This window comes from Aeromonas sp. MdU4, from assembly GCF_041929505.1.
In the GTDB taxonomy this organism is placed as follows: Bacteria; Pseudomonadota; Gammaproteobacteria; order Enterobacterales; family Aeromonadaceae; genus Aeromonas.
On the sequence record NZ_JBHFMW010000032.1, the window covers coordinates 155,324 to 179,363 of the forward strand.

Annotated in this window: 20 protein-coding genes and 1 rRNA gene; 10 read left to right on the forward strand and 11 right to left on the reverse strand. The window is 61.2% G+C overall.

The features are described 5' to 3' along the window. Positions 1-22: 22 nt before the first annotated feature. Together ACE1BR_RS19770 and ACE1BR_RS19775 are read left to right on the forward strand one after the other, a co-directional pair. A complete protein-coding gene (locus ACE1BR_RS19770) occupies positions 23-1,081 on the forward strand; it encodes an ABC transporter ATP-binding protein (protein WP_374873290.1) in 1,059 nt (352 codons plus the stop codon). Then, the gene (locus ACE1BR_RS19775) at positions 1,078-2,094 is read left to right on the forward strand and encodes an ABC transporter ATP-binding protein (protein ID WP_374873292.1); all 1,017 of its coding nucleotides are present in this window, start codon (positions 1,078-1,080) and stop codon (positions 2,092-2,094) included. Before ACE1BR_RS19770 ends, ACE1BR_RS19775 begins: the two co-directional genes overlap by 4 nt. Positions 2,095-2,194: 100 nt before the next feature. On the opposite strand, the gene ACE1BR_RS19780 is transcribed toward ACE1BR_RS19775, so the two are convergent. Next, entirely contained in the window at positions 2,195-2,806 is a 612-nt protein-coding gene (locus ACE1BR_RS19780) for a YitT family protein (protein WP_042031690.1), read from the reverse strand. A gap of 320 nt (positions 2,807-3,126) precedes the next feature. Here ACE1BR_RS19780 and ACE1BR_RS19785 point away from each other — a divergent pair, with 320 nt between their 5' ends. The 3 genes from ACE1BR_RS19785 to ACE1BR_RS19795 all read left to right on the forward strand — a co-directional run bounded on the left by ACE1BR_RS19785 (position 3,127) and on the right by ACE1BR_RS19795 (position 5,687). Next, positions 3,127-4,137, forward strand: coding sequence for an NAD-dependent epimerase (locus ACE1BR_RS19785; RefSeq protein WP_374873295.1), 1,011 nt, complete (start codon positions 3,127-3,129; stop codon positions 4,135-4,137). A gap of 348 nt (positions 4,138-4,485) precedes the next feature. Further along, positions 4,486-4,674, forward strand: a complete 189-nt coding sequence (locus ACE1BR_RS19790) for a hypothetical protein (RefSeq protein WP_374873297.1) — start codon at positions 4,486-4,488, stop codon at positions 4,672-4,674. A gap of 155 nt (positions 4,675-4,829) precedes the next feature. Next, positions 4,830-5,687: a lytic transglycosylase domain-containing protein gene (locus ACE1BR_RS19795; protein WP_374873299.1), complete on the forward strand. Its 858-nt coding sequence runs from the start codon at positions 4,830-4,832 to the stop codon at positions 5,685-5,687. A gap of 8 nt (positions 5,688-5,695) precedes the next feature. Here ACE1BR_RS19795 and ACE1BR_RS19800 read toward each other — a convergent pair whose 3' ends face one another. Next, positions 5,696-6,277, reverse strand: a complete 582-nt coding sequence (locus ACE1BR_RS19800) for a YgjV family protein (protein WP_374873301.1) — start codon at positions 6,275-6,277, stop codon at positions 5,696-5,698. 57 nt (positions 6,278-6,334) lie between these two features. Next, positions 6,335-6,910 carry a Crp/Fnr family transcriptional regulator gene (locus tag ACE1BR_RS19805; RefSeq protein ID WP_374873303.1) on the reverse strand — a complete coding sequence of 192 codons (576 nt, stop codon included), beginning with the start codon at positions 6,908-6,910 and terminating at the stop codon, positions 6,335-6,337. Positions 6,911-7,153: 243 nt separating this feature from the next. Between ACE1BR_RS19805 and ettA the strand changes: the two genes are divergently transcribed. From ettA to glnE, 5 genes are all read left to right on the forward strand, one after another. Then, positions 7,154-8,821, forward strand: coding sequence for an energy-dependent translational throttle protein EttA (gene ettA, locus ACE1BR_RS19810; RefSeq protein ID WP_374873305.1), 1,668 nt, complete (start codon positions 7,154-7,156; stop codon positions 8,819-8,821). 93 nt (positions 8,822-8,914) lie between these two features. Beyond that, positions 8,915-9,244 carry a hypothetical protein gene (locus ACE1BR_RS19815; RefSeq protein ID WP_374873307.1) on the forward strand — a complete coding sequence of 110 codons (330 nt, stop codon included), beginning with the start codon at positions 8,915-8,917 and terminating at the stop codon, positions 9,242-9,244. Between the two features lie 264 nt (positions 9,245-9,508). After that, positions 9,509-10,840 carry an NCS2 family permease gene (locus tag ACE1BR_RS19820; RefSeq protein ID WP_374873309.1) on the forward strand — a complete coding sequence of 444 codons (1,332 nt, stop codon included), beginning with the start codon at positions 9,509-9,511 and terminating at the stop codon, positions 10,838-10,840. 183 nt (positions 10,841-11,023) lie between these two features. Then, positions 11,024-11,470, forward strand: a complete 447-nt coding sequence (locus ACE1BR_RS19825) for a GNAT family N-acetyltransferase (RefSeq protein WP_374873311.1) — start codon at positions 11,024-11,026, stop codon at positions 11,468-11,470. Between the two features lie 159 nt (positions 11,471-11,629). After that, positions 11,630-14,527: a bifunctional [glutamate--ammonia ligase]-adenylyl-L-tyrosine phosphorylase/[glutamate--ammonia-ligase] adenylyltransferase gene (gene glnE / locus ACE1BR_RS19830; RefSeq protein WP_374873313.1), complete on the forward strand. Its 2,898-nt coding sequence runs from the start codon at positions 11,630-11,632 to the stop codon at positions 14,525-14,527. Between the two features lie 80 nt (positions 14,528-14,607). Here the strand turns inward: glnE and ACE1BR_RS19835 are convergent, their stop codons facing one another. The 8 genes from ACE1BR_RS19835 to rrf all read right to left on the reverse strand — a co-directional run bounded on the left by ACE1BR_RS19835 (position 14,608) and on the right by rrf (position 23,968). After that, positions 14,608-15,342 (reverse strand): SDR family oxidoreductase, encoded by a 735-nt coding sequence (locus ACE1BR_RS19835; protein ID WP_374873315.1) that lies wholly within the window; start codon positions 15,340-15,342, stop codon positions 14,608-14,610. 78 nt (positions 15,343-15,420) lie between these two features. After that, the gene (locus tag ACE1BR_RS19840; protein WP_374873317.1) at positions 15,421-17,622 is read right to left on the reverse strand and encodes a glycoside hydrolase; all 2,202 of its coding nucleotides are present in this window, start codon (positions 17,620-17,622) and stop codon (positions 15,421-15,423) included. 236 nt (positions 17,623-17,858) lie between these two features. Further along, positions 17,859-18,671 carry a DUF2861 family protein gene (locus ACE1BR_RS19845; protein WP_374873319.1) on the reverse strand — a complete coding sequence of 271 codons (813 nt, stop codon included), beginning with the start codon at positions 18,669-18,671 and terminating at the stop codon, positions 17,859-17,861. Next, positions 18,671-19,318: a response regulator transcription factor gene (locus tag ACE1BR_RS19850; protein ID WP_374873321.1), complete on the reverse strand. Its 648-nt coding sequence runs from the start codon at positions 19,316-19,318 to the stop codon at positions 18,671-18,673. Before ACE1BR_RS19850 ends, ACE1BR_RS19845 begins: the two co-directional genes overlap by 1 nt. Further along, positions 19,315-20,697, reverse strand: coding sequence for a DUF3404 domain-containing protein (locus ACE1BR_RS19855; RefSeq protein ID WP_374873323.1), 1,383 nt, complete (start codon positions 20,695-20,697; stop codon positions 19,315-19,317). Before ACE1BR_RS19855 ends, ACE1BR_RS19850 begins: the two co-directional genes overlap by 4 nt. Before the next feature lie 145 nt (positions 20,698-20,842). Next, complete coding sequence (locus ACE1BR_RS19860) at positions 20,843-23,005, reverse strand: AsmA family protein (protein WP_374873325.1); 2,163 nt, start codon at positions 23,003-23,005, stop codon at positions 20,843-20,845. A gap of 151 nt (positions 23,006-23,156) precedes the next feature. Then, positions 23,157-23,660, reverse strand: a complete 504-nt coding sequence (locus ACE1BR_RS19865) for an NUDIX domain-containing protein (RefSeq protein WP_374873327.1) — start codon at positions 23,658-23,660, stop codon at positions 23,157-23,159. A 193-nt stretch (positions 23,661-23,853) separates the two neighbouring features. Beyond that, positions 23,854-23,968, reverse strand: a 5S ribosomal RNA gene (gene rrf, locus ACE1BR_RS19870). Positions 23,969-24,040 lie beyond the last annotated feature (72 nt).

The following is a 24,040-nucleotide window of genomic DNA, read 5'->3' on the forward strand; positions in this document are numbered from 1 at the left end:
CATAGCAAAGGGAGCAGCAGCGATGTCCAACACACAGGCCCCGATGCTCGACGTACCGGATAACGGGCTGGAGTTCGCCGCGGATAACGGCCAGCACCCGGCCCCAATCCTCGAAGTACGCGATCTCGAGGTGGAGTTCGCCGTCGATGACGGCAAGATCAAGGTGCTCGACGGGGTCAGCTTCAAGGTGGCCCCGGGTCAGACCCTGGGGATCGTCGGGGAGTCTGGCTGTGGCAAAAGTGTCACCGCGCTGGCCATCATGGGGCTGTTGCCCAAGCCCCACGGTCAGGTGGTAGCCGGTTCCATCCATTTTCAGGGGGAAGACCTGCTCACACTGGCACCGGATCAGATGTACAAGGTGCGCGGCAACCGCATCTCGATGATCTTTCAGGAGCCAATGACCGCACTCAATCCGGTGCAGACGGTGGGTGAACAGCTGATGGAGGTGTTTCGCCTCCATCGCCCCGACTATGACAAAACCCAGCGTAAAGAGGCGGCCATCGCCATGCTGCAGAAGGTAGGGATCCCCGAACCTGCCCAACGTTTTGCCGTCTACCCCCACAACCTCTCCGGCGGCATGCGCCAGCGGGTAATGATCGCCATGGCGCTCGCCTGCGAACCGGACTTGCTCATCTGTGACGAGCCAACCACGGCGCTCGATGTGACCATTCAGGCCCAGATCCTCGAACTGATGAAAGAGCTGCAGGCCCAGACCGGCATGGCCATCATCTTTATCACCCACGATCTCGGCGTGGTAGCAGAGCTGTGCGACGAGGTGGTGGTGATGTACGCCGGGCGGGCAGTTGAGCAGGCCGACGTGTTCGAGCTGTTTGACCACCCCCGCCACCCCTATACCCACGGCTTGATGAGCTCGATCCCGCGCCTCGAGGATGAACCCAAGAGCCTGCTCAAGACCATCAAGGGCCAGGTACCGGCCCTGCACGAAATGCCCGCGGGCTGCCGCTTCTCCAACCGTTGCCCTCACGCCACCGACCTTTGCGTCAGCGCCGTGCCAGCAGTGGAACAGCCAACCCCCCGTCACCATGTCGCCTGCCACTACTGGAAGGAGTTGTCCGTATGAGCACCCTGTTATCGGTCAGGGACCTGAAACAGTACTTCCAGCTGGGAGGCGGGTTGCTGCGCAAGAAATATACGGTTCACGCGGTGGATGGCGTCAGCTTCGACCTGAAACAGGGAGAGACGCTGGGGCTGGTCGGCGAGTCAGGCTGTGGTAAATCCACCCTGGGGCGCAGCCTGCTCAAGCTGTTCGATCCGACCGCAGGCACCATCACGTTCGAGGGGCGCGATATCACCGCCCTCAGCCCGAAAGAGATGCGATCCCTGCGCCAGGAGATGCAGATGGTGTTTCAGGATCCTGCAGAATCCCTCAATAGCCGCCACACTGTGGGCCAGATTTTGGAGGAGCCCTTTATCATCCACGGCAAAGGCAATGGCGAGCAGCGTCGGGCCTGGGTGCTGGATCTGCTGGCGAAGGTGGGCCTGCCGGCCAGCGCGGTGGATCGTTATCCTCACGAGTTTTCCGGTGGCCAGCGCCAGCGCATCGGCATCGCCCGCGCCATCGCCCTCAAACCCAAGCTGCTGGTGTGCGACGAGGCGGTCTCGGCCCTCGATGTCTCTGTGCAGTCGCAGATCGTCAACCTGCTGCTCAGCCTGCAGCGGGAGATGAACCTCTCCATCATCTTCATCGCCCACGATCTGTCGGTGGTCAAACACATCTCGGATCGGATTGCGGTGATGTATCTGGGACGTATCGTCGAGCTGGCGGATGCCCAGACCCTCTATCTGGCGCCCCGTCATCCCTATACCCAGGCGCTGATTTCGGCCATTCCGGTGCCGGATCCGCGGCGGCGCAGCCAGCGCATTCCACTGACCGGCGATGTGCCCTCCCCCATCTCGCCGCCAAGCGGCTGCCACTTCCACCAGCGCTGCCCCATTGCCAGCGAGCAGTGCAAGAGCTTGGTGCCCCGACTGGAGGTGTGCGATGAGGCTCATCATCAGGTGGCCTGCCACACCCCGCTCGCCATTGGAGGTAACGCCATTAGCGGCAACACCAACCTGGAGCAGGCGAGCTAGGTACGGCGAACAAGTGCCAGAGTTGAAACGACGAGGCGGCCATCAGGCCGCCTCGTGCTATCGGGTCACTCTTGTACTATCGAGTCACGGTTGCTGGTCGTCAGGCGATCTGGTAGCGGCCCGGCTTGTGGTTAAGTGTCAACACCAGATTACAGATAACCGCCGCTACGATGGAGAGAGCCAAAATCCAGGGCTGTACCACGAAGAACGAGGCGATAACGATGGCGCAATCGAGGCCCATCTGCAGCTTGCCCGCCCGGATGCCAAAGCGATCCTGAATAAAGAGCGCCAGAATGTTGAATCCCCCCAGACTCGACTTGTGGCGGAACATGATAAGCAGCCCCATACCGATCAGGGTGCCGCCGATCAGCGCCGCATAGAGGGGCTCTATCTTGCCGATCTGCAACACGCCGTTGAGGTGATCGGTCATGTAGGAGACCGCCGCCACCGAGACGAAGGTGTTGAGGGTAAAGCGCGGCCCCATTCTGAGCCAGGCGAGCGCGTAGAAGGGCAGATTGATGCCGAAGAAGAGCAGGCCAAAGCTGATGCCCGTCACCTGTTGCAGCAGCAACGCCAGCCCAGCGGTGCCGCCTGTGAGCAGGCCCACCTGATGAAACAGGAAGATGCCGAGTGAAACAAAGCCTGCCGCGGTCAGCAGGGCCAGCACATCCTCATAGACGGGATGGGCAGTACGAGTCGAGGTGTTGTCCATAACCTGTATCCAAGCGAAGTAAAGAGAGAGTGTCTGTCGCCAGCCTTGCTCGGCGGGCTGCGAGCCCAGTCGGCAGGGCTTCGTTATGAGGTCCAGTCTATTTTTTGTGAAAATGATCACAACAAGGGGGCTGCACGCCCCATTCTGGTGCCTGTCATCCGGCATTGACACTCGCTGCACCAAGATGCAGCATGCCGCGCCTGAACCGCGCCGACACAAGCGGTTTTCCATGGCACAAACGCGCCAGCTCTGCTACAAAGCGCGCATCCCCCTTTTCCCATCACCGTCAGGAGCCCCATGATCTTCACAGGACCCCAACCATGATCTATCTGGTGACCGGGGTCGCCGGTTTTATCGGTTTTCACGTAGCTAGCCAGCTGTGCGCGGCAGGCCATCAGGTGGTGGGGATCGACAATCTCAACGACTACTACGAGGTGAGTCTGAAAGAGGCGCGGCTGGCACAGTTGGCCAGTTTTCCCCATTTTCACTTCGAACGGGTCGATCTGGCGGATCGCGAGGGGATAGCTGCCCTGTTTGCCAGCCACAACTTTGAGCGGGTGATCCATCTGGGGGCGCAGGCGGGGGTGCGCTACTCGCTGGAAAACCCGTTTGCCTACGCCGACAGCAACCTCACCGGCATGCTGACGGTGCTGGAGGGGTGTCGCCAGCACGGCATCCAGCATCTGCTCTACGCCTCCTCCAGTTCGGTTTATGGTCTGACCGACCAGATGCCCTTCACCACCGCGCAGCCGGTGGATCACCCCGTCTCCCTCTACGCAGCCACCAAGAAGAGCGGCGAGCTGATGGCTCATGCCTATTCCGCGCTCTATGGCCTGCCCACCACAGGGCTGCGCTTTTTCACCGTCTACGGCCCCTGGGGTCGGCCCGACATGGCCATCATCAAGTTCACCCGCGCCATCCTCGCGGGCGAGCCTATCGACGTCTATAACCACGGCGATCTCAGCCGAGATTTCACCTTTATCGACGACATCGTCGAGGGGATCCTCGCCGTCGCCGCTCAACCGCCCTGCCCCAATCCCGATTGGCACGCCAGCGAGCAGAGCCCGGCCGAGAGCGCCGCCCCCTACCGCATCCTCAACATCGGTCATGCTCAGCCGGTGCGGCTGCTCGACTTTATCGAGGCGCTGGAAGAGGCCCTCGGCAAACCTGCCATCAAGCGGATGCTGCCGATGCAGGCGGGCGAGATGCACACCACCTGGGCCGACAGCGCCCCCCTCCACACCCTCACCGGCCTGCGCCCCGCCACCTCCATCAAGGAGGGGGTCGCCGCGTTCGTGCGCTGGTATCGCGACTACTACCAAACGTCCTGAGCCCAATGAGCCAAGCCTTGGCGACAAATATCCGGTCAGCGATGATTTAATCCGATACCACTAACCAACCACGGGTCTTAGGATGGGGAGACGCGCTGGCGGCATGTGCTCATGGGGTACCTAAGTGCCATGAATGGAGGCCGGAGTCCGCAATGGATTGCGTCGAGTACCTGCAGCACATGCCAGCCAATAGAACGGAGATGACAATGAAAAGTGTGATGACACCACGGATCGGCAGCGGCACAGCGCGATATACTCGGCGTGCTTTGTGCCACTCGGGAGCAACTCCCGACACCAGGCAAGCGGTCCGTGGCCACGCAACACCCCCATGATGACAAGGAGCCACTCATGACCCGAACCCTGCTATTAGTTAGTGCCGCCATCGCAGCCTATGCCCTGCAACAGAGCCATACCCTGCTTCCCCTGCTCAGTTTGCTGATCCTGCTCTCGCTCTGGGTCGTAAGCGAAATCCGTCAGTTTTTCCGTGATCTCCCGGCTGGCAAACCGGATGAGCCGGATTATTACCTCGACGTCTAAGCGACCGAAAAACCTCGATAAACTACTCGTTCGCCATTAGTTCCATACCATTTTGCTCTCTGAAATTCCCGCGCTATAACAACAGGATCCACTGGATTCGTGGCGATAGCGACCATGTTCCTCTATATCTTCTCTACTTAAACAGGAGATAAAGCATGAGGGACATCAGCGAAAATGGACTGTTTTTGCTGCTTTTTTTGTCATTGTTACTGGCAGGCACACAACAGACGATGGCACAGGGCAGGGATTTCAGACAGGCCCCCAAGGCGCTGACAGCGCTCAGGCAGGGACAGAGTGCCCAGCATAGCGGCAACCTGCAAAAGGCGATCGCCCTCTACTGTGTCGCTGCCAGCACGGGCAACCCCGAGGGATACTTCCGGATCGGCCGCCTGCTTGCTACCGGCCCCGCCTCGGTGCGCAGCGCCAGAATGGCCAACAGCTATCTCGCCATGGCGATGCGTCTTGGCAATCAGCGGGCAGGGCACTACTACAATGCCCGTATTGGCAATGCCCCCATGGGGGATCAGTGTGGCGTTGGACTTCGTGGTGGACAGGGGGGCTATTTTGCCCCCATTCCCAACACGCCCTTTAATGTCGATTCCTGGCTTGCTCGTCAGTCACCAGCCAAGCAGAAACTGGTCACCATGCTGCGCCACGCAGCCAAGCACCATAAAGTCGATGCCCGCTTGGCACTGGCGATCGCCATCGCTGAATCCAACCTCAATAGCCAGGCTGTCTCACCCAAGAACGCCCAGGGTGTGATGCAGCTCATCCCCGAGACCCAGCAACGATTTGGTGTCACCCACCCGTTTGATCCGGAACAGAGCATCAAGGGGGGGCTCACCTATCTCAAGTGGCTGGATCGCCGCTTCGATGGCGACTGGGTGCTGATCTCCGCCGCCTACAACGCAGGGGAAAAAGCAGTGGAGCGCTATGGCGGGATCCCGCCCTATGACGAGACACAAGAGTATGTAAAACGGGTGCTCTACTTCGCGGGACACAAACAACCCTGAACGAAACATCAGGGTGTTGCCTGATCGGAAGGCGGCACCCTCACCTTGCTACGGTCACAGTGATGAGTGCCACGTCCCCAATTGCGGTAGCCATAGTGGCGAAAACCATAGTAGCGGTAGTAACCCACCAGATTGCTGACCAAAAACAGCCCCTCCATCAACACGGCCACCGGAGAGCCCACCAGCAGGTTGTTAACCAACCAGCAGAGGGTGCCCAGCAGCATCCAGCGCCGCAGCTGGCGATCATCGGGGCAAAATGCGGCCCGGGTTTGCAACAAGCTGGCCAGCAGACCAATCCATGAGAGCAGGCCCTGATAGGTGGCCAGTGCTGCGGCGCAGGCCAACCCCATGAAAAACCACATCAAGATGCTGCGAACTCGCCAGATACTGACCAGAAAACGCACGCTGGCGAGTAGCAACAGGCTAGCGGCTGACCAATGCCCGAGCAGGGCAAAGTGACCGGCATTGAGTGCGCAGGAGAGGGCCAGACAGGCCAGGATCCTGCTGCGATCCCGCAACTGAAACGACAACAGATCGAGCAGCAAGGCCAGACTCACCAGCAGTTGAGACCACAGAAACAGCGACATCATCCACACCTCGTCCGTTATTTGGATGGCGCAGCATGAAGTGGCAACCAACAGACGGCATTAACCCCTGTTAATGCGGCGGCGGATCCGTGACAGGGTGACCGGGCTGATACCGATGTAGTTGGCGAGCTGCACTTGGGTCAGTCGAGCAGGCCAGTGGGGGAAGGTGTGGCAGAGCTCTCGATAACGCTCCTCGGGAGAGTGGAGCAGCAGGAAAGCTTCCTTGCGCTCCTTGTAGCCCAGTTGCTGGCGCAAGAGGGCCATACAGACTGGCTGCCATGCGGGCTCATCCAGCAAGACGATCGGCACCCGCATCACCTGCAGTTCCGTCAGCGCCTCCAGCTGGTAGCGGGCGGGAGACCCGGTGATCCAGCTGTCATAGAGCAGGCAGAGCTCCCCTTCGAAGTAGAACTCCTTGCAGCGCTCCTGCCCATCCCGGGTGTAGTGGCAGGCACGGGCGATGCCCGTTTCGACATAGAAGGCCGCATCCTGCTCGGCCCCTTGCGCCAACAGCGTCTGACCGGCGCGCAACGTCAGCCGGGGCAAGCGCTGACAGAGGGCTGCGCTCAGCGCGGCATCCAATCCCATGGAGCAGAGAAAGGCGGACAGTGAGGGAACTTGAGGAGATGGGATCATGAGGGCTCCGGAACAAAACAGCAGCCCACATCATGCCCAAATTGCACGGCTGATGCAGCAAGACGTGACCGCAGCGGCAAAGGGGGGCACCAACCGGGCGCCACCTTTGCCCACCCTTGCCCATTGGTTTACAATCGACGGGTTTTTTGGAACCCGGTTGACGGCGTGTCGACCTGGCCCCACCACGACATCAGTCTGTTAATGCCAAGACATTAACCTGCTGAAAAGGAAGAGAATTAGCCAATGGCTCAATTTATTTACACCATGAACCGGGTCGGCAAGGTAGTGCCGCCCAAGCGTCATATTCTCAAGAACATCTCCTTGAGCTTCTTCCCGGGCGCCAAGATCGGCGTGCTGGGTCTGAACGGCGCCGGTAAATCGACCCTGCTGCGCATCATGGCGGGCATCGATACCGATATTGAAGGGGAAGCCCGCCCGCAGCCCGGCATCAAGATCGGCTACCTGCCCCAGGAGCCGAAACTGGATCCGGAGCAGACCGTACGCGAAGCGGTCGAAGAGGCCGTTGGCGAAGTGAAGCGCGCCATGGCTCGTCTGGACGAGGTCTATGCGGCCTACGCCGACCCGGATGCCGACTTTGACAAGCTGGCCCGCGAACAGGGTGAGCTGGAAGCCATCATCCAGGCTCAGGGTGGCCACAACATGGAAAACCAGCTGGAGCGCGCGGCTGATGCCCTGCGCCTGCCAGCCTGGGATGCCAAGATCAAGCACCTCTCCGGTGGTGAGCGCCGCCGGGTAGCACTGTGCCGTCTGCTGCTGGAAAAGCCGGACATGCTGCTGCTGGACGAACCGACCAACCACCTGGATGCGGAATCCGTGGCCTGGCTGGAGCGCTTCCTGCACGACTACGAAGGCACTGTGGTGGCCATCACCCACGACCGTTACTTCCTCGACAACGTGGCAGGCTGGATCCTGGAGCTGGACCGCGGCGAAGGTATCCCGTGGGAAGGCAACTACTCCTCCTGGCTGGAGCAGAAGGACGCCCGTCTGGCGCAGGAAGCAAGTTCCGAAGCGGCCCGTCGCAAGTCCATCGAGAAAGAGCTGGAGTGGGTCCGTCAAAACCCGAAAGGCCGTCAGGCCAAGTCGAAGGCCCGTATGGCTCGCTTCGAAGAGCTCAACACCAACGACTACCAGAAGCGCAACGAGACCAACGAGCTGTTCATTCCGCCCGGACCGCGCCTCGGCGACAAGGTGGTGGAAGTGGCCAACCTGCGCAAATCCTACGGTGATCGGGTGCTGATCGACGATCTGTCGTTTGCCATTCCGAAGGGTGCCATCGTCGGCATCATCGGCCCCAACGGTGCCGGTAAGTCGACCCTGTTCCGCATGATGTCGGGTCAGGAGCAGCCGGACTCCGGCGCCATTACCCTGGGTGACACCGTGGTGCTGGCTTCTGTCGATCAGTTCCGCGACAGCATGGATGACAAGAAGACAGTATTTGAAGAGGTCGCTGACGGTCAGGATATCCTGCGCATCGGCAACTACGAGTTCCCGAGCCGCGCCTATATCGGCCGCTTCAACTTCAAGGGCTCCGACCAGCAGAAACGGGTTGGCGAGCTCTCCGGTGGTGAGCGTGGTCGTCTACACCTGGCCAAGCTGCTGCAGACCGGCGGCAACGTGCTGCTGCTGGATGAACCGACCAACGATCTGGATATCGAAACCCTGCGCGCCCTCGAGAACGCCCTGCTGGAGTTCCCGGGTTGTGCCATGGTCATCTCCCACGACCGCTGGTTCCTCGACCGTATCGCCACTCACATCCTGGACTATCAGGACGAGGGCAAGATCGAGTTCTTCGAAGGTAACTTTACCGAATACGAAGAGTGGAAGAAGAAGACCTACGGCGCCGAGGCGATCCAGCCTCACCGCGCCAAATACAAGCGCATCACCAAATAAGGCTGACTGCGTGTTAAGGGGAGCTCCGGCTCCCCTTTTTCTTGCCTTTTGACTTACAATCCAAGACGGATGCCTTTGCATGGATGTAGCAAGATGACGACCCCCATAGAGAAAAAACTCACCATCCAGATCCGGGTTGAACCGGGTTGCCTCGGGCCGGATGGCAAGGCACACATTGAGACCTTCTGTGCTGCCGCCGCCAAAATTTTTGCCGCTGTGGAGCCAGAGCTGGTGAGCTGGGTGCTGATCCCACGCTATGACAAACAGTTGCCGGAGCAGGAGTTCTTTATCGAGGGGCGCAAGCTGAGCAAAGAGCAGGCCAGCCTCTTTCTGCGCCGCTTCGGGCGTGAACTGGGTGAAGTGCAAGATCGACTCGATTCTGTGCTCGCCCAGCTGGTAGAACGCTACTTCAAGACGCTTTAACCCCACAATTCCTGAAAAAAGGTTCTCTGCTGAGAACCTTTTTTTATGTTCAAAAAGCAAACGTTTGAATTTTTGCTCTATTCATTGATCTGCTTCGCAGATCCAGGGTTTGTAAACAGCGCCACCTGTGTAAAAATGTGCGCGCTGTCACGGTATCAGGACGAGTCTGGTTACTTAACCACCAGAAACAGGGCACTTTATCCCGAATGGATGGGATAGCCCGTTTCCCTGCTGCTTATTTCACGTCACCTATTGGAATCCAACATGAATCAACAACACCAAGCCGCCGGGCAAGGATTGCTTGAGCGCCTGTTTGCCCTGCAAGGCCATGGCACTACCGCCCGCACCGAAGTGATCGCCGGTATCACCACTTTCCTGACCATGGTCTACATCGTCTTCGTCAATCCGCAGATCCTCTCGGCGGCAGGCATGGACACCCAGGCCGTGTTCGTCACTACCTGCCTCATCGCCGGTATCGGCAGCATCCTGATGGGCCTGTTGGCCAACCTGCCCATCGCCCTGGCCCCCGCCATGGGCCTCAATGCCTTCTTCGCCTTCGTCGTGGTCGCGGGCATGGGCTACTCCTGGCAAGTGGGCATGGGCACCATCTTCTGGGGTGCCATGGGTCTGTTGATCCTCACTCTGCTGCGGGTACGCTACTGGCTGATCGGCAATATTCCGCTCACCCTGCGGGTCGGCATCACCGCCGGTATCGGTCTGCTGATCGCCCTGCTCGGCCTGCACAACGCAGGTATCGTGGTCGCCAGCCCCGCGACTATGGTGACCGTGGGCAACCTCACCTCCCTGCCCTGCCTGCTGGGGCTGCTCGGCTTCTTCCTGATCTGCATCTTCTCCGCCCGCGGCGTCCACTCCGCCGTACTGATCGCCATCGTGGTCACCACCACCCTCGGCTGGCTGTTTGGCGATGTCACCTTCAAGGGCTTCGTCTCCATGCCCCCCAGCATCGAGCCGGTGTTCGGCCAGCTGGATCTGATGGGCTCGCTGGATATCAGCCTCGCCGGGATCATCTTCTCCTTTATGCTGGTCAACCTGTTCGACTCCTCCGGCACCCTGATTGGTGTCACCAACCGCGCCAAGCTGGCCGATGATCGCGGCCACTTCCCGCGCATGAAACAGGCGCTGATGGTGGATAGCGTCAGCTCCGTCGGCGGCGCCTTTATGGGCACCTCCTCGGTCACCGCCTTTATCGAGAGCAGCTCCGGCGTCGCCGTCGGCGGCCGCACCGGTCTGACCGCCATCATCGCGGGTATCCTGTTCCTGCTGGCGATCTTCTTCTCCCCGGTTGCCGCCATGGTGCCAGCCTATGCCGCCGCAGGTGCCCTCATTTACGTGGGCGTACTGATGTGCTCCGAGCTGACCCGGGTTAAGTGGGAAGATCTGACCGAAGCGGTACCGGCCTTCATGACCGCCGTGATGATGCCGTTCAGTTTCTCCATCACCGAGGGGATCGCCGTTGGCTTTATCTCCTACTGCGTGATGAAGGTGGGCACCGGCCGCTGGCGCGAGATCAACCCCTGCGTGCTGGTGGTCGCCCTGCTGTTCGTGCTCAAGTTCGTCTGGGTCGACAGCCACTAAACCGCTGTTCCACCAATAAAATGGGCCTCCAATATCGGGGGCCCATTTTTGTAACCGGGGTTGAAAAAGGGTGGCAGCTTAACGCTCATCCCGTCAGACAAAACTGCTAACATGGCAGCCAGTAGCCAATAGCCAATAGCCAATAGCCAGTAAATTTCCACCACCATCCAGCAAGGAGCCAGGATGCAGCACAGAGAAGAGCAGTTTCAATTCGAGATCAGTGACGACAAAGGGCGGCTCGACGTGCCGCTGATCCATCGCTTTTTATCGGAAGAGGCCTACTGGAGCAGGGGTATTCCCCACAGCACTGTGGTGCGGGCCATCAACCACTCCCTCTGCGTTGGCGGCTATGTCGACGGTCAGCAAGTCGCTTTTGCCCGGGTCATCACAGACCGGGCCACCTTTGGCTATCTGGCGGATGTCTTCGTGCTGCCTGAGTATCGCGGCCGCGGTTACAGCAAGGCGCTGGTGGCTGCCATTCTCGACCATCCCGAGTTGCAGGGATTGCGCCGCCTCTCCCTCGCCACCTCTGATGCCCACGGCCTCTACGCCGGTTTCGGCTTTGCTCCGCCCGCCAGCCCGGGCAGCCTGATGGAGATCTACAACCCCACCATCTACCAGCGCACCTGAATCGCTGGCTGCCGAATATTCCCGCCGGATCATGCTTCTCGCCCCTGCGCTGTGACGCGGGGGCCTGACAGTGCTAGATTGGCAGCCACCATTTTGAACCGGCAGTTTTGTTAACCCCGTGTCGTTAACCGCCTGTCGTGAACCACAAGGACGGCAACCGTGGCCCAGCATTTTGCTTCTCCCTCCGCATCAATCTCTGCATCTATCAACTCTTTCCCGCCCTTGCTGCAAGAACAGGCCGAGCGTCAGTGGCAGCGACTGATCGAGCTGGCCCCCGACTATGGCAACCAGCCCGAACTGGTGCGCCAGACCTTGCTGACCCTGCTCGGCCTCTCCGATTTTGTCGCTGATTCCCTCTTCAAACAGCCGGAGTTGCTGACCGAGCTGCTCGCCTCCGGGGATCTGGATCAGACCGAACGCTGGCCCACCTACCAGAGCGATCTGACCGCCCTGCTCGCCGAGGTAAACGATGAAGAGGCGCTCAAGCGCATCCTGCGCCAGTTCCGCCGCAGCCGCATGCTGGTGATCGCCTGGCGCGAACTGCTGGGGCACTCAGCAGTGGAAGAGAGCTTTATCCACCTCACCAAGCTGGCGGATGCCTTGATCTGCACCGCCCGCGACTGGCTCTACGCCAAACAGTGCAGCGAGCTGGGCACCCCGATGGATGGCAATGGCAACCCACAGCCGCTGCTGATCCTCGGCATGGGCAAGCTGGGGGGCGGTGAGCTCAACTTCAGTTCCGACATCGACCTTATCTTCACCTTTCCCGAGAACGGCTATACGGTCGGCGGGCGGCGCGAACTCGCCAACCAGCAATTCTTCATCAAGCTGGGGCAGCGCATCATCAACGCCCTCCACCAGCCCACTCAGGATGGTCAGGTGTTCCGGGTCGATATGCGGCTGCGTCCCTTTGGCGATGCGGGGCCGCTCGCCATCTCCTTTGCCGCCATGGAGGATTACTACCAGCACCACGGCCGCAACTGGGAGCGTTACGCCATGGTCAAGGCGCGGGTACTGGGCCCCCAGTGCGAGCACGCGGTCGAGCTGGCCGAGATGCTGCGGCCCTTCGTGTTTCGCCGCTATATCGACTTTGGCGTTATCGACGGCCTGCGCCAGATGAAGGCGATGATCGCCGCCGAGGTGCGCCGCAAGGGGCTGGAGGGCAACATCAAGCTGGGGGCCGGCGGCATTCGTGAAGTGGAGTTTATCGCCCAGGCGCTACAGCTTATTCGCGGCGGGCGCGAACCGGCACTGCGGGTGCGTCACCTGCCGGAGGCACTGGCTGCCATCGCCCAATGTGGCGCCCTCGAAGCTGACCATTGTGATCGCCTGCTGGAGGCCTATCGCTTCCTCAGACGGGTCGAGAACATATTGCAGGAGATCGGCGATCAGCAGACCCAGACCCTGCCGACCGAGGAGCGGGATCGCCAACGCTTGATCGCCGCCCTCGGCTTTACGGACTGGGGCGCCTTTATGGCCCATCTCGATGAGGAGATGGCGGCCGTCCATCAGGAGTTCGCCACCGTAGTGGGGGAAGAAAAAGAGGCCCCCGCCCATCTGGAGCAGCTCTGGCTCGACCTCTGGCGCACCGAGCTCGATGCCGCCGAGCTGGAGAAATTGCTCACCGCTCAGGGAGTTAACGATCCAGCTCCCCTCTGCGCCGCCCTGCTGCGCTTCAAAGCGGAGTACAAGCGCCGCCAGGTGGGGCCACAGGGGCGCATCGCACTGGACTGGTTGATGCCGGAGCTGCTGCGGCTGGTGGTCGCCAGCGAGCAACCTGCCCGCCTGTTCGAGCGGGTGTGCGAGCTGCTGACCCGCATCTTCACCCGCAGCGCCTATCTGCAGCTGCTAGCGGAGAACCCGGGCGCCCTGCGCCAGCTGGTGCGGCTGTGTGACGCCAGCCATCTGGTGAGCGAGCAGCTGGCCCGCTACCCGATTTTGCTGGACGAGCTGCTCGATCCCCAGCACCTCTACCACCCCACCCCGCTCGATCAATACAAGCCCCAGCTGCGCCAGTTCCTGCTGCGCATCCCCGAAGAGGACGTGGAGCAGCAGATGGAGGCGCTGCGCCAGTTCAAGCAGGTGCAGCTGCTGCGCATCGTGGCGGCCGACATCGCCGGCGCCCTGCCGCTGATGAAGGTGAGCGACCACCTCACCTGGCTGGCGGAGGCGATCACCGAGGAGGTGGTCAATCAGGCCTGGGCCCAGATGAGCGAGCGCTACGGGGTGCCGCCCGAGGTGGCGGTGAGCGGCCAGCGCGGCTTTGCGGTGGTGGCCTACGGCAAGCTGGGCGGTATCGAGCTCGGCTACGGCTCGGATCTCGACCTGGTGTTCCTGCACGGTGGCGACCCCAACAGCTACACCGACGGGCGCAAGCCCATCGACAGCCGTCAGTTCTACCTGCGCCTGGCCCAGCGGATCCTGCACCTGTTCAGCACCCGCACCCCGTCCGGCATTCTTTACGAGATCGACATGCGGCTGCGCCCCTCCGGCGACTCCGGCCTGCTGGTCTCGTCGCTGTCGGCCTACGAGCTGTATCAGCAAAACGAGGCGTGGACCTGGGAGCATCAGGCACTGGTGCGGGCCCGTCCCATCTATGGCGATGATGCGATCAAAGCCGAGTTTGCCCGTATCCGCCGCGATGTGCTGGCCAAGGAACGCGACCTGCCGACCCTGGCCCGCGAGGTGCGCGAGATGCGCCAGAAGATGAGGGACCACCTGCTCAAGGCGGGGGCTGGTGAGTTCGACCTCAAGCAGTCCCCCGGCGGCATGGTGGATATCGAGTTTATCGCCCAGTATCTGGTGCTGGCTCACGCCTGCGGTGAACCCGATGCCCTAACCCGCTGGTCCGATAACGTGCGCATCTTCGATGAGTGCGTCATGGCGGGGGTGCTGACGCTGGAGCAGGCGGAGGGGCTGAAACAGGCCTATCTGGAGATCCGCAACCTAGGCCATCGCCTCAACCTTTCGGAGATCTCCCGCAAGGTGAGCGACGATCAGCTGCAGAGTGAGCGCAGCCATGTGCTCGCCGTCTGGCAAACCCTGCTGGGGGAATGAGATAAAACACCCCAGGATCAACGAGAAAGGGGCGCTTGGGCGCCCCTGCTTCATCCTGATCTCTACGGTAGCCTCAAGCGCTATCGTCCACCGGCAAGGTCAATGAAGGTGCCGGTAGCGTAGGAGGCTTGGTCCGACAACAACCACGCGATAGCGGCGGCCACCTCGGCTGGTTGGCCTCCTCGTTGCAGCGGGATCTGACTCTTCACTCTATCCACCCGCTCAGGTTCCCCCCCATCTGCATGCATCCCTGTATAGATAAAACCGGGACGCACACCGTTGACTCGTATTCCCTTTGCAGCGACCTCCAACGATAACCCCTTGGTCAGCACATCGATCGCCCCCTTGGAGGCAGCATAGTCAACATATTCACCGGCTGAGCCCAGACGAGCAGCTGCCGAGGAGACGTTGACGATGGCACAACCTTCGGTCATACGATGCACCGCCTCACGACAGCAAAGAAAATAGCCAGTCACATTGGTGGTCAAGGTTTTGTTGATACGCTCAGCACTCATCTCCATCACCTTCATCTGTGGTTGCAAGATCCCTGCATTGTTCACCAGATGGGTAATCACCCCGAGTCGCTCGTCCATCTCCTCAAACAGATGCACCACCTCAGCCTCGATACTGATATCAGCCTGCACGGCTATGCAGGAGACTGCAAAGTTATCCTTGATTTCAGCCACCAGCGCATCAGCGGCCTGTCGGTCACACCGATAGTTGAGGCAGAGGTTATACCCCTGTCCCGCCAGATAGCGGGCGGTGGCAGCACCTATTCCTCTACTGCCCCCAGTGATCAACACATTTTTGTTCATTGAGCATCCCTGTTATTCCACTATCAGTTTCACGATCGCTACCCGCCACGATAGTACCCAAACCCACCGACTCCAACTTCAACGTGCACCCTCAGCTTGCGAAACAAACTGTAACCGCCTGCCATCTGGCAGCAGCGCCAGCACGCTTTGAGCGGCCAGTTTGATCCCTGCCAGCTCGGTGGCCGAACCGAAGTTGGCAATCAGTCGAGAACCATCGGCAAACTCGCTCTGCTGCACTACACCTCTTTTATCGAGCCAGCGAAAACCGGTGAGCGGCTGGTTGTAGAGTCTTTCATGCAGCGGGCGGAAGAAGGCATCGAGTCCCTTGAGGTAGGGAATGCGCACGCTGGCGCTATCCAGACTGAGGTTAAGTAGCGGTGGCACGTTGTAAAGCTGCTGCAACAGTTCGGTGACCTGACGGCTCTCCCTGAATTTGAGGCTGTCCATCGTCCAGTGATGGGTGGTCACTATGCTGTCGTGAAAGACGCTCTGGAACAGCGGCAACCGCAGCGCCGGATCGAAGTAGAGCCCCTGATACTCAGGTTTTAGATGGCTCTGGCGAAAGAAGAACGCGGGCTGATAGTCGGGATACCAGGCCCCCAGATAGTAGGGAGAGCGCTTGTTGCGGCGCATATCGGGATCCTGCCAGCCAAAACCGCTGGTCTGGGGACCGTGGGCAAAGGCCGCGGTGCGGTTGGCAACCGCGCCGCCCTCCTCGGAGCCCACCAGCACACCCTGACTCTTGGCAATCCACGCCATCCCCGCCATCCGGTTGTCCGCATCCTGCGCCTGAGTGGTTGGCTTGGCCGGGTCGAAGTCGTCAAACACCATGCCGGTCGCCGCCACATCGAGGAACCAGCTGTTGTAGTGGCTCGCCTGCTGCAATTTTGGCACTCGCTGCTCCATCACCGGGCGCACGCAGGCCGGATTGGTGTAGACGCCGCTATTTTGAAAGCCGCTCTTGCGCCGACCATTCTCCTGCATGATGCCGCAACGCAGATAGCTATCCTGCCCCATCTGGGCGGTGAGCCAGCTCTGCTGGCGATTCCCCTCCGGCAGCGCGGTATCGTAAGAGTCATAAGGTGCGATGAGATAGCCCGCCGCTTTGGCAAGTTCAATCCCCTCTGGCGCGGCAAAACCGGCCGTCCACTGGGGCAGACCCAACCAGAGTTTTGGTAGTCCAGCCTGCTTGAGAGCGGCGATCATCTTGGCCGAGCTGCCATCACCCCAACTCTGCGGCTCGTTGAGCGCCGCCCCCAGTTGCGTGGCCGCCAGCGCACGCCGGGCGGCGAAATCGGCCGGTTGCTGACCCGGATGGCGCAGCGCCAGCGCCTGCTCAACTCCGGTCAGCACCAGATTTTGCAGATAGCGGTTGCGAGCCAGATCGGGCGCTTGCAGCGCACTCTTACTCTCCCCCTTGAGCCAGTCGGCGGGGATCAGGCGGCGCAGCGCGGGCCAGCTCTTCACATCCTGTGGCACCAGCAATCGCTCGCCCCAGAGGTAGAGGTGAGAGGCGCCAATCAGCCGCTTGCCATCCGGGACCGCCGCCAGCTTGCTCTCGAGCGAGACCAGCTCACCCCGCTCCTGCAGCCAGTTGCGATAGGCCTTGCCCGCCGCCAGCCAGTCGTTGCCCGGTTGCAGCGAGACCGCCACCTCATAGGGCTCGGCCAGATTGAGGCGATTGACGCTATGGGTCGCCGTCAGGGCAATGCCATCTTTCCCGGGCGTAAAAGTGAGCCGGTTGTTGAAGGGGTTGGCAAAGAGGATCGCCAGTTGCTGATCGCCGTGATCCAGCCCGACCAGCGGCAGGGTGAGATCCTCGGTGGTGTTGATCCCCTGATACTCCTGCGCCAGCGCCTGGCGCCACGCGGGATGCTCAACCGGGATGCGAAAACCCTCGTGGATCGGCAGCATCAGCGCCTGCGCCCCTGCCGGCACCCGCGGCCACACCAAGTCGCCTGCACTCGCACGACTCAGGGTGAGGATCAGACGGTTGCCTTCAAGGCGGGCAGAGGCTCGCACCTCGCCATCGGCACGGGTCAGCCAGCTGGCACGCACCCCCTCCTGCTGCAATCCAGTGACCGGCTGGCGCGGGCCGGGAGAGGAGATGACAAGGTGCTTGCCCGATGGCAGCACAGCTTCGGCGGCCAGAGTGGCGGGATCCAGCTCGATGCGCCACTGCTCGTTGGCCAGAGTCAGCGCCTCGGCAGGCAGGGAGAACAGCGGCGCCAACAGCAGCAGCGGGCAGATCCGGCTCGCTAATTCGGGAAGAAGAGTCATGGTCGGTGATTCCTGATAAAAACGGGAGCCGCCATTGCAGCAGATCGGCGAGCTCAGATTGTCAGGGCAATGTCAGGATTAAGCCCAGAGCAGAGGCGGAGAGGCTTCCAGCCATTTCGCCTTTAGTAGCCACCACCATCCACCGGGCAATTGTTGCAAATAACATCAGAAAAAAGTGAAAGTCATTGCACCAGCGAAACAATCTTTGCCAGAAGCAGAGACTCAATCCCCCGGCATCACTCCACCGGCCCCGCCTGACTGTGGCTCAGCTGCAACACCAGCTGGCCACGTTGGCTGGTCTGCACCAGCGAGAGGGTGCGCCAGCTGTCGGGCGTGGCGGCAGGCCAGTTCACCGGCTCATCGGGCGCAATGCGGTTCCACCAGAGCAGGGAATATTGCGGGCGGGCCAGCACCGTCTGCTCAAGCCAGAGCGGCGTACAGGAAGCGGGATTGACGGGGGGATTGGCCACCGCCTGCGGCGAGCGGGAGAGCCAGTCCAGATCCTGCACCGCAGGCAGCGGCAGCGCCACCTGCCACTCCTTGCCCGCCACCATCAGCCGCAGCTGATAGAGCCCTGCTGGCAAGGGGGTCGGCAGATCGGCCCCCACGACCCTGACCCCCTTGCTCCCTTCCGCCTCCCACTGGGCACCTGCCAGCCGGTTGCGGTCAGCGGGATCAAAGAGTTCAGCGGCGGTGATGGGCCCCTCCCCGGTCAGCTGCACCCGATAGTCCCGCAACAGTGGCGCATCGCGCTGGATCAGCTCAAGACGCAGCTCGCTCACCCCATCAGGCAGAGTGAGCGGGAAATCCTTGCCGCAGTGCTGGGCACTCAGCGCAGCCAGCATCCCCTGCCAGCTACGGCGCTCGGCATCGCTGTTGAGCGCAGGCCAAGCCTGCTGCAAAGATTGCCAAGCGTGCCGGTTATCACCCTGCAACAGCGCCAAGGTAGCCGGTTGCAGCGGATCGGGGCGATCGGTTGCCATCACACTGCCTGCATTCAGAAGGCCGATGCTTAGAGCCAACAGCAGTCCAGCCAGCGTTGCACGCATCACGCTGGCACCTCCAGCCGGTAGCCGATACCGCGCACCGTCTCAATGGCCAGCCCGGGCAGCTTCTGACGCAGTTGCAGAATATGGGTATCAACCGTGCGGGTGGAGGGAAACGCCTGATAGCCCCACACCCGATTGAGGATCTCCTCCCGGCTCAGCACCCGCCCCGCCATTCGCACCAGCAGGGTGAGCAGGGCAAACTCGGTGGGGGTAAAGCTCACCTCCGCATCCTGCCAGCTCGCCTGCATCCGGGCGGGATGAAGCTGCAAGCCGCCCACCGCCTGAGTGCCATCCCCCAGCTGGCGCAGCTGGGCCCGGATCCGCGCCAGCAGCTCGTCGTGGGAGAAGGGCTTGGTCAAATAGTCACTCGCCCCCGCATCGAGCCCGGCCACCCGATCGCTCACCTCCACCCTTGCGGTGAGCACGATCACCGGCAGCGCCTTGCGAGCCAGCCACTGGGGCAGCCAGTCGAGGGCATCCCCCTCCGGCATGGTGCGATCCAGCAGCACCAAATCCGCCGTCAGCCACTGCTGCTCCGCCGCAGCCAGAGTGTCGCACCAGAGGCAGCGATACCCTTCGCGGGTCAGATAGCGTTGCAGGTTCTCCGCCAGCAGCGCCTCGTCTTCGACAAGCAGGATGGTCTTCATGATTCGGGGTCGCTCCAGAGTTGGCAGGGCAGCGTCAGGGTAAAGGTAGTGGGCGGGCCGGATAGGGCGAGGCGCCCGCCAAGACGGCGCAGCAGATGGCGCACGATGGCAAGCCCCAGCCCCAGACCATCGGCACGGGCACCGCGGCGCAGCAGGGTAGCGAGCCGGTAATTTGGCAACTCGCCGCCATCGCTGACCGTGAGGATCAAACGCCCCGCCTGCCAGCTGGCACAGATCCGAACCGGCGCGCGGCCATGCTGGCTGGCGTTGCGCAGCAGGTTGTCGAGGGCAAGGTCGAGCCAGTAGAAGGGGAGCGCCAGAGTCATCTCCCGCTCAAGGCAGAAGGTGGCGCCATGCCGCTCGCAGGCCAGGGTGAGCCACTCGGTAAGACTGACAGCCACCCGCTCATCTTCGAGAGTCTCTGCCGCCAGATAGTGGCGACTGGCCTGCGCCAGTTGATGCAGACGGGCGACACTGCCCAGCAGCTGACCCACGCTCTGTTGGGCGGAAGCGGGCAGCCGGTCGAAATCGTGGCGCAGCTCCTCGCTGATGCCGGAGAGCGCCATGATGGGGGTACGCAGCTCGTGGGTCAGCATCTGCAACGCGACGCGCCGCTCCCGTAGCAGGCGCCAGCGCTGCCAGCTGGCCCACCCCAGCAGCAGGATAAAGCCAAGCGAGCTGGCCAGCGCCAACCACTGCCAGCCAAGCGTGGGGAGAGTATTGAAGCAGATCGCTCCGACTCGTTCTTCACAAGTACCAGCGGTACGGCTATCCAGCGTCACGCCAAGCCGCTCGGCCAGCGGCTGCCACTGCCCTGCGCCATAGCGGCGCCACTGCCCATCGGCAAGCAGCCAGATCTGACCCGATTGCAGCAACCAACGCTCGCCCCGCTGCAGGGCGTCGAGGTTGTCATCGCCGAGCTCCCCAAGCAGCCCCAACCGATCGCGCCGCTCCCGCACATGGAGCAGAGCATCGAGCCTGGCCGACGGATGACCTGCCAACCAGCGGGCAGCGCTGGAGCCGCCCAGCGGATAGACGGGGTGAGCGGCAAACCAGCGGGTCGAGGGCGTAGCCCCTTGGCCGCAAAGCGCCCGCAGCAGTGGCAGCCACTCGGCGGGCAAGTCATTCTCTGTCCCGCACTCCTGCTGGTAGCGATAGATAGCCTGTAACTGGCGCAGCGGGTAGAGCTGCCAGGCGGGATAGAGGGAGTCGGGAGCAATCAGGCGCCGGTCGAGCCGCTGCACCGCGTCAAGAGGCAGCGACTGTTCGGGAGCCTGCTTGGCCAGCTCGCCCGCCAGACGATCCGCCAGCGGCCCGGCCAGCACGGGAGAAGCCATGCCGCAGCAGATCAGGGAGCAGAGCAGCAGGATCAGGCGCATGGGTTCAACTCGAGATGACTCCGGATCAAGGCGCAGCAGATCACTGCGCCATAAAAAATGTCAGCGCCATTTTTCAATGGCGCTGACATCCGGTCAACCGCTAACGGCATTGGCGCGGCTCGCACAAGCCCATATGAACCATCACCTATTTGAACAGTCCCTTGAGCAGCTGGTCGGCAACCCCTTTGACGGCATCGTTGTCGGCCTTGTCACCCAGCAGCTTCTTGAGGCCGCGTTCGGCCTCCTTGCGCGCCTTATCCTCCAGCAACTTGTTGTTGCTAAGCAGCGCCTTCACGTCGAGCTGGTAGCTGGGGGCCTGCCAGTGGCCGCCGATCCGCACCGGAATGGTGATCTCCTTCAGCTCGTCCACATCCTTGCCTCCCTGCCCCTTGCTGCTCTCGACGATGGAGGTGAGGAACAGGAAGTCGAGGCTCTCCGGCACCAGTGCCGTCTGCCCCTCGCCCTTGACCCGCAAGGCCGGGGCAAAGAGCTGGATGTCGTTGCTGCGGGCGATGCCATCGGCAATCTGAAAGCTGGCGGTCAGGGCGCTGAAGTCGGTCTTGCGCGCCTCCTTCACCTGTTCGGCCCCCTTGCCGCTGAGGGTAGCCCGCGCCTCGCGGATCATCTCAGGCAGGTTGATACCGTGCAGGGCACCGTCACTCAGCTTCAAGGTAACCTTGCCCTGCATCCCGTTGCGCAGCGCCAGCGCGGAGAGACCACGGCCCTGCACCTGCACATCGAGATCGCCCTTGCCCTCCAGCAGATCACTCTGGGCCAGTGTCTGCAGTAAGGGACGAATGTTCACTCCTGCCACCTGCTTGTGCACCTTGTAGGTGGCGGGTTGCTGGCGTGCATCGAGTACCCCGTTCGCGTTTACCTGACCGCCTGCCACGGTCGCGCTGAACTGCTTGAGCGTCAGCAGTCCCTTGACCAGAGCCACCTGCAGATCGACTGCGCCAAGATCCAGCCCTTTAAGACGCAGGCTGCCGAGTTGCAGCCGACCATCCAGATCCACCCCCTTGAGCGCCCCCAGATCCGGTTCGATCGCGGAGAGGGCTTCGCTCTTGCCGGTTGCCGCTTTATTGCCATTTGCAGCGGTATTGGAAGCACCGGCCGCCGGTTTGCTCTCTTTCACCTGCGCTGGTGTGGTCGGTACCGATTTGGCGAGCCATTTGTCGAGATCCAGCTTCTCCCCCTTGAGATCGAAGCTGATTGCGGGAACAGCGCCAAGCTGCACGGTTCCATCACCACTCAGCAGCGCCTCATCGGCACTCATCACCAGCTTGCTCAGGGTAATCAACTGCTTGTCGAGCTCGGCACGGGCAAACCCGGCCAGTTTCAGCTTCATCTGCAGGCGTGGCAGCGCATCACCTTCCAGCGCTGCCGTCAGCAGTACATCGGAGAGCTCGGCAAGCTTCATCTCTTTATCGAGCCGTCCCTTGAGCGTTCCTTCCAGCGAGCCAGCCAGTGAAGCTTGCGGCCCCTCTACCTCGGCTCCTTTCAGCGCTAACGTGAGGTTGCTCCACTCACCAAGGGCCAGTCGGTCTCCCTTGATGGAGAAACTGTCGAGTCGCAGGGACGGGTCACTCAGGCTACCACTGAGGCTCAGATCTTTCAGTTCACTGGCCATCACCTCCTGCGCCAGCTTGATCTGGGTCTGCCCTTTAACATCGAACGCGAGCTTGTCGGCACTTCCCTTGGCGGCCAGCGTCACGGGTACCCACTGACCGGTGGCCAGCTGCCCCATATCGAGATCGAGGTGATCCAGTCGCAGCGAGGTGCCGCTGCGATCATCCTGTACCAGTGCACTGGCCTGAGAGAGCGCGACACCCTGCAAACTGATCTGCCAGGGCTTGCTGTCAGCGGTTGGCGCTGGGGCTGCGGGAGCGACCGGTTCGCTTGCATCAGCAGTGGCATCTTTGAGCAGGCCGCTCAGATTGGAGCTGCCATCCGCCTTGGTCTGGATAAAGAGATGGGCGCCACTCAGCGTCACATTGCCGATCTCCAGACGATGGGAGAGCAGCGGCAACAGGGCCACCGAGGCCTCGCCCTGTTCGAAACGAACCAAATCCGGCTCGGCAAAACCGGTCGGATTGCGCAGAGCTACCTTCTCCAGCGAGAGGCCGAGACTCGGCCAGAAACGCCAGTCAATCTCTCCCGCCATCACCAGCTCCCGGCCCGTGCTCTTGCGCACCTGTTCAGCCAGTTGGGGCTTGAATTGATTGGGGTCGATAAGGCTTATCAACGTCACAATAGCAACCACTGCAGCCACGCCCAGCCCCAACAAGATGTAGATGATCTTCTTCACGACGAACTCCTTGAATAGGGATCCTGACCGTGACTATATCATCTGGGGCAACACTGTGGGGGCATGGCGGCGAAAAGGGCGAGAGCACCGGACAGGGATGGTCGCGCACTCTGGCGTCCGCGATCAACAGAGGCCCTGAAGGGCCTCAAGATCAGGGATGAGCAAACTGTTGCAATTGCGCAACAGCAGATCGGGTCGAGGCGAAAGCGAAACGGGACAAGGAAAGCGAATCGAGCTTCACCCACTGACAATCAGCCACGTCATCAGCGGGCTTGATAACCGGTTTCTCTGCCAGTGTAATAGCGAAAAATGTGTCACAGGTGTGATAGGTGATGCCGTCATAGGGATAGGTATTGGCAAACGAGCCAAGATAACGGCATGGCTGACCGACCATATCGAACCCCAACTCCTCCAGCAACTCGCGACGCAGCGCGACTTCCAACGACTCGCCAGGATCGACAAATCCTCCCGGCAGATCCAGCAATCCCTTGCCCGGATTTCGGGCACGCACCGCAACCAGCACCTCATTCTGCCAGCAAAGCGCCACCATCACCGCCGCCGCGACATTCTGGAAAAAATGAAAACCGCAGCCACAGCGAAACTCTTTGGGGCTGACGCTCAGCAGAGTTTGACCGCCGCATTTTGGGCAAAACATGGGCTATCTCCGACGAAATAAAGCGTCATTTTACGCCGTTAGCGCCGATTTTTATGAGTAAAACAGAAGGGAATATAAAGAGTTCAGGGAAAACAGGGGTAAAACAGGGGTAAAACAGGTCAATTATCAGCCGACTTGCTGAATTGCAGCCAATAAAAAACCCCGCTCATCGAGCGGGGTTCTTAAATTGGGTGCCTGGCAGTGTCCTACTCTCGCATGGCGAATGCCACACTACCATCGGCGCTACCGCGTTTCACTTCTGAGTTCGGCATGGGATCAGGTGGTTCCACGGCGCTATGGCCGCCAGGCAAATTCTTCAATCTGTGAAAGCTGATGTAAGTAATTCGTTCTGTATTTGCTACAAGCCTTAGAACACTTCT